Origin of the sequence: Kitasatospora sp. NPDC098663, assembly GCF_044760075.1 — a bacterium.
GTDB lineage: Bacteria > Actinomycetota > Actinomycetes > Streptomycetales > Streptomycetaceae > Kitasatospora.
Genome location: NZ_JBIWAP010000098.1, coordinates 1 through 10,955, shown reverse-complemented (window position 1 = coordinate 10,955; position 10,955 = coordinate 1). Strand labels below are relative to the sequence as shown.

Sequence of the window (10,955 nt, the reverse complement as noted above, 5' to 3'; positions counted from 1 at the left end):
CTCGGCACCGCTCTCAATCACCACTTGATCACGAACGCCACGTCAATTGTGCACCCGGCAGCCGAAGCCACTTCTCGGCACCTACCCCACCCTGCTCACCTGCTGTGACTCAGCATGCTACTCGTCGCCGACAGAGCTACTCAACGTGCGGTTCTCCGGCCAGGCAGCCAGGAGGCCGTCCGATGAGCGTGATGAACACGGCCCTGCGCGAGTCCCTCAAGGCACTTCGGCTGTCCGGGATGCTGGAGACCCTCGACGCCCGCCTGCTTCAGGCCCACGGCGGCGAGCTCGGGCACCTGGACTTCCTCCAGGTCCTCTGCCAGGACGAAATCACCCGCCGCGAGACCGTCGCCTTCCAACGGCGCCTGCAGAGAGCGAAGTTCGAGCAGCAGGTCACCCTGGAGGAGTTCGACTTCGCCGCCTCCTCCAAGCTCCCCGCGGCCCAGATCCGCGACCTGGCCGCCCTGCGCTGGCTGCACGCCGGCGAGTCCGTAATTTTGTTCGGCCCGGTCGGCGTCGGCAAGACACACATCGCCCAGGCCTTGGGCCACCTGACCGTCCGGCAGGGCGCGAACGTCCGCTTCGCGAAGACCAGCCGGATCCTGGCGGACCTGGCCGGCGGCCACGCGGACCGCACCTGGGACAAGCGGATCCGCGAGCTGATCCGCCCCGATGTCCTCATCCTCGACGACTTCGCGATGCGCCAGCTCACAGCGGCCCAGGCCGACGACCTCTACGAACTGGTCAGCGAGCGGCAGGGCCGGTCCCTGATCATCACCAGCAACCGGGCACCCAGCGACTGGTATCCGCTCCTCCCCAACCCCGTCGTCGCCGAGTCCCTCCTGGACCGGCTGGTCAACACCAGCCACCAGGTCATCATGAACGGCCCCAGCTACCGGCCGAACAAACGACCGAAGAACCCCACCGACAAGACCGAAAAACCACTGACCAAGTAGTGTCCAGCCCGGTCGGTCGCGGGCTCAGCTCGTTGACTCCAGCCATGCTGTGTACCAGCGGTGGAAGTCCGGGCCCAGGGTCAGACCGCCCCAGCCGGGGTCGTCGGACCACACCTGGCCGGCGCTCCTCCCGGTAACGACGAGGCGGTGGAACTCTCCGCTCCCGGCTTCTGCGATGACGAGGGTTCCACTCACCGAGTAGTCGGCGCTGCCTGCCCTACCAGGGCCGGGGCACGCCTGAGCGTACGGAAACGGTGTGGCCAGAAAGCCGGGTGTACGACCTTCCTCCCGCAGGTCGTACACCGCGTCCTCCTCGGCCAGGCGGTCGGTGAGCCGGAACAGGCCGTAATGGGGGCCGGCTCCTCCGTCCGCCACATCCGTGAGAAAGCCGCGGTAGGACTCGGGCAGCCTGACTCCGTGCTCACGCTCAAAGGAGCGGACCGCTTTCTCGGCCAGGGGCGGATGTAGTCGGTAGCCGTGATCCTTGGCGCCGAAGCGCTTGAACTCGGGATCCTGTTCCGCCATGGCTGCGACCCGGGCCTGCACGGAGGCACTGTCCCAGGTGTTACTCCGGCTGCCATCGGGCGGATGCTCCGTTGAGCCTGCCGCCACGTGCACACACCCTTTGCTACTTGGCACTCGAATCGGTGATCATCCGCAGCCTAACGCTGCCCGCGATCGACTGGACAGAACCCACCCCGCGCCAGCCAGCGCCTGGGGAATTACGGGCTCTGTCGACGATCTTGTGATGCGCTGGAGTCCATCCCTTTGGCCGATCCTATGGTCGCCACTCCGGCCGGTAGTCGGTGTGCTCGGCGTACGACTGCGCGAGGACGCGAAGCGCGTACGCGAGACCGGTGAAGCGTGGGTCGGAGGAATCCATCGCCTCGTAGTCCCGAGCCAACATCTCGACGAGGTCGAGCATCGGCAGGTGACTGTCCAGGAGAGCATCCCCGCCGAAGCGGTGGGCGACCTCGGCATAGGCGTGGTTGTCGGCCTCGTTGCGGGCGTGAAGAAACCTCAGAAGGTGGTCCATGAGTTGATTCTCTGTTGGTTCAAACGCGTAGGAGAATCCGGGTGCGGAGGAGGTCGAGGTTGGCACGTCCGTAGCCTTGCCGATTGAGGAGCTTGACCCGCGTGACGTGGCCCTCGACCTGGCCTGGGCTCCAGGGGCTGGACAGGCCGGCGACGACGGCGTCCTGGTCGCGGCGGGGCCCGGTGACCAGCGAGTGCAGGGCGGGTAGGTCGTCGGCGACGACGCGCTCCATCCAGGCGGGCAGTTGGTCGCCCCGCAGGTCGCGCATCATGGCGGCGAAGTCACGGACGTGGTGGGTGACGGCATCGAGTTCGGGGCAGTTGGCTCGGATCTCCTTGAGATCGGCGGCATCATCGGCTGTCAGGCTTCCGGGGTCGGTCATGATCCAGCGGACGATCCGGCGGGGCCGTGGAGCCGGGCAGCGCGTGGGTGGCGCGGCGGTGGCGGTCTTGAACGGGCGGAGGTAGCGGCGGACGGTCTGGATGCTTCCGGTGAAGCCCGAGGTGACGATCTCCTGATGGAGCTGGGCAGTGTCGCGACAGCCCTCGTTCCACCGCTGGTGGAGGTAGGGCTTGTACTCGTCCAGGAGGGTGGAGCGGTTCGTCGCTTTGACCAGCAGTTCGTCGATGCTGGTGGCGCGGGCGAAGCGGCGCACCGTGGACCGGTCCAGCCGCAGTGTCCGGAAGATGTCCTCCAGCGTGCTGCCGTCGTCCAGGAACTGCCGAACGGCGCTGTAGCGTTCCTTGGTCCGGATCACCAGGCGGCGGTCGCGTCCGCAGATGTCGAGCATCCCGGCAGCCGGTGGCGGCGGCGTCAGCCAGATGTCGTCGCTGGGCGATGGGCCAGCCGGCACGATGTTCTCGAACGCGGTCCGAACGCAGGTGTGGTGCGCGGCGACGGTCTTTTCCACGGCCTCGCCGAGGTTGTGCCACAAATGCCAGGCGTCGGCGACCTGCACCGCTTGCGGAGCGCCGCTGCGAGCGCCCTCGGCATAAGCCCCAGCCCGGTCCCGGCAAATGATCTCCACTTCCGGATGGCCCTTCAGCCATGCGGTCAGCGGCTCGGCATCCCGGCCGGCCAGCACGTCCACCGGGTACCGTCTCTCCAGGTCCACCAGGATCGTGGCGTACGAATCACCCTTCCGCAGAGCGAAATCGTCGACACCAAGCACACGGATCCGTCCGACGGGATCTTCCGGCGCGGCCCGGACCAGGCGTAACAGCGTGTCCTTGGCCACGCGCAGGCCCATCACCCCGGCCAGACGGGCACCCGCCCGGCCGGCCAGCGCGAGAGCGATCGAGGTCAACTGCTCACGAACCAGTGGCGTGTAACGGGCATGCGGGCCCGTCAGCCCCGCGATCTGCTCGGCGAACGTCAGCGGCAGTCCACTGCAGCGACTTATCGACCTGTGAGGCGGCCGCCATCTCGCGGCGTACCTCCGCGGCGTTGGCAGCCGGTGCGGCGATTCCCAGGGCGAAGCCAGTCAGAGCGATGAACGCACCTGCCCGGAGATAAAGTTCCTTTTCACGTGCAAGATCTCCTTGTCGGGGGCTTATGCCGACATTCATGATGAGGCCCGGATCTACAGGAGAAACCGTAACGCTGGGCCCGCGGATTCAGAGTGGCTGCATTTCTGAAGGCCGGAAGGAATCATGACATGCCGCCAGATGAATCGGGAGCTTCCTGCTCAACTTCTCGAAGAGATGGGTCTTTGGTCCCGGCTGGGGGGCCAAAGACCCAATGCCCTGCAGGTGTGTTAGTCGTCCGCAGAAAGAAGGTCTCGGCCCGTCTCGCCCCGCAGGGTCGGGATCCCGCCGCGGGTAGGCAGCCGCTTCCGCATCGAGGATGATCCCGACGGGCTTGGACCGAGGCGTGCCTCTTCAGGGGGCTGCTGGCAGGCCTCGTCGCCAGCGAGAAGTGCGTCGCCGGCAATGCGGCTTGTTCCCGATCACGAGGCCGCGGCGGGAACGGGACGGTACCGGCGCTGGGGCCTTCCGGCCTGGACGGGGTGGCCGACGTCGAAGCTGGGCTCAGGGCGGGTCGCCCACCCGGGCCTTCTTCGCAGGCCCGTTCCCTGGGCACACGGGCCAGGCCCGGCGGCGGATGTCACGCGGCCCCAGGCAGGTTGGCCTTTCGGTAGGCGGAGGGGGCGATCCCGTGCGCCCTGCGGAAGGCACGTCGCATCACCTCGGCGCTAGAGAATCCCGCTGACCTCGCCACCTCCTCCAGGCTGTCTTGCGGGTGCTCCACCAGCCTCTGGCAGGCCGCCTGCAAACGCACCTGGGCGACGAACCGGCCTGGCGACAGGCCCGTCTCGGTGGTGAAGGCCCGGGTGAACTGACGAGGCGAGAGAGCGGCTCGCCTGGAGAGGGTCTCAACGGTGAGGTCCTCCCCGGGGTGGTCGACGATCCACTCCAGGATCCGCCGTAGCCCACCCCTTCTGGCCGCGGCCAGCCGCAGCTGGGTACTGATCTGCCCCTGGTTGTGGGTCCGACGCAGGAACACCACCAGCTGCCGGGCGACCTCCAGCGCGAGGTCCGGACCGTGATCGGCCTCCACCAGGTCAAGGGCCACGTCGATGCCGCTGGCCATCCCGGCCGACGTCCACCTCCGCCCGTCACCGGCGTGGATCGACCCAGAGTCGACCCGCACGGCAGGGAAACAGCGGGCCACGGTGGGTGCGAGCCGCCAGTGCGCGACGGTACGGCACCCGTCCAGCAGGCCGGCGGCAGCGAGCGTGAGAACGCCCTCGTACACCGCAACGACCCTGCGGATCTCGGACGCGTGCACCTTGAGCCAGGCGACCACGTCAGGGTCGCTCGGAGCACCAGGGATCACCACGGTGTCGGGTACGGGCTCCGCCGCCAGCGCAGACTGCGCGACCAGGACCAGTCCACCGCTGGCCGTCACCGACCGGCCGCCCGGACTGGCCGTACGCAACCTGTAGGCAGGCCGGCTGCGCCCCTGCGCCGAAAGGCGGTTGGCCCAGTCGAAGACGGTCAAGGGTCCGGTGAGATCGAGGGCTTCCATGTCGTCCGACAAGACGAAGAGCAGGTTCCGGTTCGTCATGGAAGGTCATGCAAGCCGCTCATAGCCCCGAATACCAAGTTCAGCGAACGGAAGCGCCCCTGCGGAGCATCGGGCCGAGGAACGGCCTGGTCCGATCGGGACACAAGTCCCACTCTGGAGGACGCCAGGTCCCCAGGCACTCCCGAATCAGCCGTCCGCGACGACAAGCTTGGCTTCGTCCCGATTCACCCGAATATCAGACCGAACGAACAGAAATCGACCATGCCAAGCTCACGCTCCCTACCCGTGACCACACCCGTCCCAATCGCCACACTCTTCCCCGGAGCCGCACCGACCGCCCAAGCCTCCCGTGGCGCCGGTGCCACACCAGACGCAGCCGGATCCGCCACAGCCTCCCCCGGCCGGACAGCCGAACCCTCCGTCGCCACCACCGCGTCCGCCCGGGCCCTGAAGCCGAAGTCCCTCATCAACGAAGCCGGCTCCGTGAAGGAGGCCACCTACCCGCCGAATCGCGTGGCCAAGGGCGAGGAACAGCTCCCCGAACCCGGCAGCACGCCGAGTGCCCTCGCCGGTGAGGTCCTCGGCGTCAACTCGATCCGGGGGAACCCCTCGTGATCACTGCGGCCACCATCACTCCGGTGCCGAAGCACCAACAGCAGGCCGCACTCCGGTACCTGGTCGCCGACCGGGAGACGGACGCGATGAGGGCGTTGCGAGCGGAGTCCGACCTGCCACTCGCTCATGCTCCCTATGCGCTGGCAGTTCTGGCGAAGCGCAACCTGCCGGTGACCGCCGAGGACGCGGCTGCGGTGCTCGCCGACCACGAACCCGCGCTCCAGGAGGCACTCCGCAGGCTGCTGACAGCAGGACGACGCCGCGAGGCGCTGCTTCTCCTGCGAAAGGCCACGGGCGTCGGCGTCGTCACCGCGCGACGGATCGTGGCAAGGCTGACCCCGGATCCTTCCTAGGACCAGTGCCGGTGACTTCGCGGCCTCACCGCCCTTCGGCCGAAGCGTCTCCTCAGGTCAACGAGCCACGATCGCTGTTGAGTCAGTGGCTTCTAGGACCGGCCAGCCCGGGCCCGCCACGACGGACCCGTGGTCGCCGAAACCCGCCCATGGCCGGCCGCTCCAAGGCCTCAGCAGGATCCTCCACCGAATCAACCGACCGACGGGGAACGAATCCCCGGCCCCCAACAGCAGACTCAGAGGAACTCAGTTGAAACCGACCATCATTCGCCCTGCACAGGTCCTCGCCGCCGGACTCCTCGCCGCAGGGGCCGCGGTCTTTCTGGCCGTACCCAACGCCTTCGCCGTCTCGGAGACCGGGAGTCCCGGTTCCCCGACGACCGTGACGGTGCCCGCGCGCTCGGCAAGCGGTGCGGCTGCCTTCGTGGACACGCTGGCCGAGCCCGGCCGAACGACCGCGTTCCACCGTGACACCCTGTGGCAGCTGACCGCCCCGGACGGGTCCGCCGTCGAGGCCACTCCCACGGGCGGCATCCAATTCGTCGGCGCTGACGGCTCCATCACCGCCGGATACACGCCCGCCCCCATGGTCGACACCGAAGGCATCGTGCACGACATAACCTGGTCCCTGGAAGGGACCACGCTCCGTCAGCACGTCGACATCACGACCGATTCGATCCAAGGCACTCTGCAGCCCGCACTCCATGCCCAGCCGCGCGACGGCTACTGGGACTGCGTGACCGACACGGGCAAGGGCGGCCTGGCTGGCGGGCTCGTCACCGGCTGCGTCGCCGGAGCGGAAACCGGCTGTGCTCCCGGTGCGGCCGTCGGAGGCTTCGCCGGCGGTCTGGGCGGCATCGCCACCGGCCTCGTCAAGTGCTGACCGGCCCTCATCCTGTGAGCGCATACCGTGAGCAAACCTTCACCATTATCGCAGTAGCCGTCAGCTCCGCCGTGTCGGCGGCTCTCTCCCGCGACGCTTCGGGCTGGTTCAGCCTTCTGCTGACCGTCGTCATCGGAGCAGCCACGGGTTTCCTGGCACGCTGGCTGCTCTACCGGGCACGGCTTCGCGACCACCTCGGCCGCGAAGACCGGCCATAGACATCAGCGCGACTCGACAACGCCGATCAGTACGGGCCGCGCGGCACTCCGCGGCCCCGTGACGCACGCCCCCTTGCTCTTCTGCGTCCGGCGGCTGCCGGACGCAGAAGAGCAGCCTATGGGCCAAACCGCCTTCGTCCTCTTCCATGCCTGAGACGGAATCTGAAGCTTCGCCGCGAATGCCCTGCCCGGCAGCCGACTGGTGAAGCACAACCTCACCGCCCGCCTGCCGGCAGGCCGACTCCACATCGTGGCCAACCATCACGAATGACAAAGACCAGCGCATGTTCCAAGCAGTCCGCCGCGGCATCGCCCAGGTTCCATTCCTCTCTGCCACGGGGTCGACCTCCTCTGGGCCGACCATGACGCGGGCATGCACGGCCGGCGGGGCCGGGCAGGCCTGGCGGGCGGGCGACGGGAAGGGGTGGTGGGGTGCGGTGGTGGCCCTGGGAGGATCGGCCGGAACGGCGCGTGCTGCCTTCCATTGCCTGTGGCACGCGTCGTCCGTTGTGCGGGGCCGGGGCTGCGAGCGCTGCGGGCCGGTGTCGGTGCCGGGATGACGGCCCGTACGGGGCCGGGCGGGTCGTGGTCTTGGGTGGGGTGGTGGGTGGGTCCTGGTCGGGGTTGTGGTTGTGTCCGGCGGTGGGGTTGCCGGGGCCCACGACGCGGGCCCGGCCAGCGGCATCTACAGCCTCGGCCAGGTCATCGGCTGGGCCCCCACCGGTGATGATGAGGATCCCTGGATTTCCCCACCCCATGCTCGGGTGTTCCTCAGACCTGCTGGCGCGATTCCCCGCCGGTCCGCGACGGGCTCCTGCTCGACGGATGTCTGCGATCAGGACGCGGACCCTGTCCGGGGCGCGGGCGGCGCGGCCCGGCGGGGGTGGTCCGCTCGCGGCGCCGGGGTCGCGGAAGGCACAGGGGGTCCGTCCGTCCTCCGATCGTGCCGGCGCACAAGGGGTGCCGGGCGGGCCGGTTCAGCGCAGCACCTCCAGCTCCGGCCAGTCGTCGCCGGGCCGGTCGAGGAAGCCGGTGGGCCGCCCCGTCAGGTACCGCGCGAAGAAGGCGGCGACGGCGGTGCGCTGGGCGGCCAGGGAGCGCCGGGGGTCAACAGTGCCGATGAGTCCGGCCGCGTCGGGGACCGGGAGGTGGCGGACGACCTGGGGCAGGAGGACCTGGAGGTCGGTGTACGAGCCGTGGGCGGCGTTCCGCAGCCGCAGGGCGTGCCGGGGGCCGGTGGACGCCGCCCAGCAGGAGGCCCAGCTCGGTTCGGTGCGCAGGGTCTTCGTACCGGAGGCCATCAGCAGGAAGGGCTTGGCGAGGCCGCTGTCGGCGACGGGCCAGAGGAGGGCGCCGTCGAGGTCGGCCGCCGCGCGGACGCGGGGCTCGTCGTGGGCGAGCTGGGCGGCGACGGAGCCGCCGAGGGACTGCCCGAGCACGCCGGTCCTGGCCGGGTCGGCGGCTTCGGCGAGCCCGTCCGGGAGTGGGCCGGTGCCGGTGTCGGGGCGGTCCCCGCGGGCGAGCCGGTCGAGTGCGCCGAGGACGAAGCGGGCGTCGGCGAGGCGGGCCCGGGAGTGCCCGGCGAGGAGGGCGGCGATGACTTCCGGGGTGAGGTCGTCGGGAAGCGGGAGGGCGCGTTCGACCCGGCCGCCGGGGAACTCGACCTGTTCGGCCTCGTACGTGGAGTCGAGGGCGACGACGAGGTGGCCGCGGCTCGCCAGCTCCTCGACCAGGGTGGTGCCGAGGGCGCGCGAGCCGCCGTCGCCGGAGGAGAACAGCACCACGGGCAGCCGGCCGGCGCGGCGGGCGACGGGCGCACCGGTGCGGGCGTGGGTCCTGATCCCCCGCCAGTCGGCGGCGCCGGCGGGAACACCGAGGGCCGGTGCGGAGTGCGCGTCCCAGTCGGCCGCCGCGGCCGGGGGCAGCCAGGGGGCCGTCGGGTGCCCGGCGCCGGGTTCCGCCGGGTACCAGAGGCCGGCCATGAGCTCCCGGTAGGGCTTGGCGGGGAGGAGGGGGTCGGGGCGGCTGTCGTCGACCAGGTGCAGCGCGACGGTGCCCACGGGCCAGGGCCCGGTGGGCGCAGGCAGGCGCAGCGGGACGGGGGTGCCGGGGGCGTGCGCGGGGTCGTGCCCCCCGGCCGGGGCGGCGGGGCGGCTTCCCGGGGCGGGGACGGGGGCGGCGGCCACGGTGGCGAGCGCGGCGGCGCCGAGCGTGCCGAGCAGGGCGCGGCGGGTCTGGGGCATGGGCGGGCTCCTCGGGCAGTGCGGATACGGGGTCGCCACCAGGATTCCGCCGCCGGGGGTGCGGGGCGCCCTGCCGGGGGACGATCCCGCGGGTGGGCGCGGGTCGCCCCAGGGCGCGTCCGCTCCTCCGCGCGGAGGAGCCCCCGGTGTTCCGGGGTCTCCCCCGGTCTCCGCCGGTGGGCGGACGCCTCAGCGGGCGCGGGGGCCCTACCGTGGGACTCCGGCGAGGACGCCGGACGACGCGGACGCGAGGACGGACACGATGACCGGGACCGGCGCGGTACGGACGGGCCCGCCGGGCGCCCTCGCCTGGCTGCCGGGGCGGGTGCCGCCCCTGGTGGCGGACGCCGCGTTCGCGGCGGCCCTGTTCCTGGTGACACTCGGGCCGGGGCGGGTGGCGGACGGTACGGGCTTCGCGCTGCAGACCGCTCTGGTGCTGCCGTTGGTGTGGCGGCGGCGGGCGCCCCGGGCCGCGTTCGGGGTGATCGCCGCCGCGGCGCTCGCGCAGTGGATGCTGGGTGTTCAGCTGCCGGCCGACGCGGCGTTGCTGGTGGCCCTCGGGACGGTGACCGCGCGGGCGCCGTACCGGTCGGCGTGGGCGGCGGGTCTGGCGGCGGTGGCCGGGGCGGTGCTGGCGGCGGCGCGCTGGGCGCCCGAGGGCCGGTTCCTCGCCTCGGCCGCCGCGATGACGGCGGGGGTCGCCGCGAGCGCGCTGCTCGGGGCGAACGCCCGGATCCGGCGGGCCGCGCGGGCGGAACGGCTGGAGTGGCTGGAACGGGACCGCGACGAGCGGGAGCGTCGGGCGGTGGAGGAGGAACGTGACCGGATCGCGCGGGAGTTGCACGACAGCGTGACGCACGGCCTGTCGGTGGTGGTGGCGCTGGCGGACGCGCTCGGGCACGCGCGGCCGGCCGACGCCTCCGCCGTGACGGCCCGGATAGCGGAGACCGGGCGGCAGGCGCTGACCGACATGCGGCGGGCGCTGGGCCTGCTCCAGGACGCCGGTCCCGACGCGGGGCCCGGGGACGACCGGCGGTCGCCACCGGGGATCGGGCAGCTCGGGGCGCTGTGCGAGCGGATGGAGGCGGCAGGCCTCGTGACCCGGCTGCGGGTGGACGGCGAGGCCGCCAGGGTGCCGGCCGTGGCGCAGCTGACGGTGCACCGGCTCGTCCAGGAGTCGCTGACCAACGCGCTGCGCCACGCGCCGGAGGGGGCGCGCGCCGAGGTGCGGGTGTCCTGCGCGCCGGGGGCGGTCACGGTCGAGGTGACCGACGACGGGCGGGCCGCAGGGACCGGGCGGCCGGGATCCGCCGGGTCCGGGCGGGGTCTCGCGGGGATGCGGGAGCGCGCCGCGGCCTTCGGCGGGGTGTTGGAGGCGGGCCCGCGGCCGGGCGGCGGCTGGCGGGTCTTCGTACGGCTGGATCCCGGGGGCGCGCCGTGAGCGTCCGGGTGCTGCTGGTGGACGACGAGGAGCTGCTGCGGCTGGCGTTCGGCATGATCCTGCGCGCCGAGCCGGACATGGAGCCGGTCGGGGAGGCGGCCGACGGGGCGGCGGCGGTGGAGCTGGCGCGGCGGCTGCGGCCGGACGTGGTGCTGATGGACGTGCGGATGCCGGGCACCG

At 71.4% G+C, this 10,955-nt stretch carries 11 protein-coding genes; 6 read left to right on the top strand and 5 right to left on the bottom strand.

All coding sequences use genetic code 11. From position 1 onward, the window contains the following. Positions 1–182: 182 nt before the first annotated feature. A complete protein-coding gene (istB, locus tag ACIQVZ_RS41635) occupies positions 183–956 on the top strand; it encodes an IS21-like element helper ATPase IstB (RefSeq protein WP_402458154.1) in 774 nt (257 codons plus the stop codon). Between the two features lie 24 nt (positions 957–980). On the opposite strand, the gene ACIQVZ_RS41630 is transcribed toward istB, so the two are convergent. The 4 genes from ACIQVZ_RS41630 to ACIQVZ_RS41615 form a co-directional block, all read right to left on the bottom strand. Then, positions 981–1,502 carry an SMI1/KNR4 family protein gene (locus tag ACIQVZ_RS41630; RefSeq protein WP_402458152.1) on the bottom strand — a complete coding sequence of 174 codons (522 nt, stop codon included), beginning with the start codon at positions 1,500–1,502 and terminating at the stop codon, positions 981–983. A 232-nt stretch (positions 1,503–1,734) separates the two neighbouring features. Then, a complete protein-coding gene (locus ACIQVZ_RS41625) occupies positions 1,735–1,992 on the bottom strand; it encodes a DUF6221 family protein (protein WP_402458150.1) in 258 nt (85 codons plus the stop codon). A 19-nt stretch (positions 1,993–2,011) separates the two neighbouring features. Then, entirely contained in the window at positions 2,012–3,313 is a 1,302-nt protein-coding gene (locus ACIQVZ_RS41620; RefSeq protein ID WP_402458156.1) for an ISL3 family transposase, read from the bottom strand. A 785-nt stretch (positions 3,314–4,098) separates the two neighbouring features. Beyond that, positions 4,099–5,061 (bottom strand): GlxA family transcriptional regulator, encoded by a 963-nt coding sequence (locus tag ACIQVZ_RS41615; RefSeq protein ID WP_402458147.1) that lies wholly within the window; start codon positions 5,059–5,061, stop codon positions 4,099–4,101. A 444-nt stretch (positions 5,062–5,505) separates the two neighbouring features. Between ACIQVZ_RS41615 and ACIQVZ_RS41610 the strand changes: the two genes are divergently transcribed. The 3 genes from ACIQVZ_RS41610 to ACIQVZ_RS41600 all read left to right on the top strand — a co-directional run bounded on the left by ACIQVZ_RS41610 (position 5,506) and on the right by ACIQVZ_RS41600 (position 6,873). Then, the gene (locus ACIQVZ_RS41610; protein WP_402458145.1) at positions 5,506–5,637 is read left to right on the top strand and encodes a hypothetical protein; all 132 of its coding nucleotides are present in this window, start codon (positions 5,506–5,508) and stop codon (positions 5,635–5,637) included. Positions 5,638–5,660: 23 nt separating this feature from the next. Then, on the top strand, positions 5,661–5,990 hold the full coding sequence (locus ACIQVZ_RS41605) for a hypothetical protein (RefSeq protein WP_402458142.1): 330 nt from the start codon (positions 5,661–5,663) through the stop codon (positions 5,988–5,990). Between the two features lie 250 nt (positions 5,991–6,240). Then, positions 6,241–6,873 carry a hypothetical protein gene (locus tag ACIQVZ_RS41600; protein WP_402458139.1) on the top strand — a complete coding sequence of 211 codons (633 nt, stop codon included), beginning with the start codon at positions 6,241–6,243 and terminating at the stop codon, positions 6,871–6,873. A gap of 1,195 nt (positions 6,874–8,068) precedes the next feature. On the opposite strand, the gene ACIQVZ_RS41595 is transcribed toward ACIQVZ_RS41600, so the two are convergent. Beyond that, the gene (locus ACIQVZ_RS41595; RefSeq protein WP_402458136.1) at positions 8,069–9,334 is read right to left on the bottom strand and encodes an alpha/beta hydrolase family protein; all 1,266 of its coding nucleotides are present in this window, start codon (positions 9,332–9,334) and stop codon (positions 8,069–8,071) included. Positions 9,335–9,596: 262 nt separating this feature from the next. Between ACIQVZ_RS41595 and ACIQVZ_RS41590 the strand changes: the two genes are divergently transcribed. After that, positions 9,597–10,775, top strand: coding sequence for a sensor histidine kinase (locus ACIQVZ_RS41590; protein ID WP_402458133.1), 1,179 nt, complete (start codon positions 9,597–9,599; stop codon positions 10,773–10,775). Beyond that, positions 10,772–10,955: response regulator transcription factor (locus ACIQVZ_RS41585; RefSeq protein WP_402458131.1), on the top strand; the 184-nt coding region annotated here is incomplete at its 3' end. The genes ACIQVZ_RS41590 and ACIQVZ_RS41585, both read left to right, overlap by 4 nt.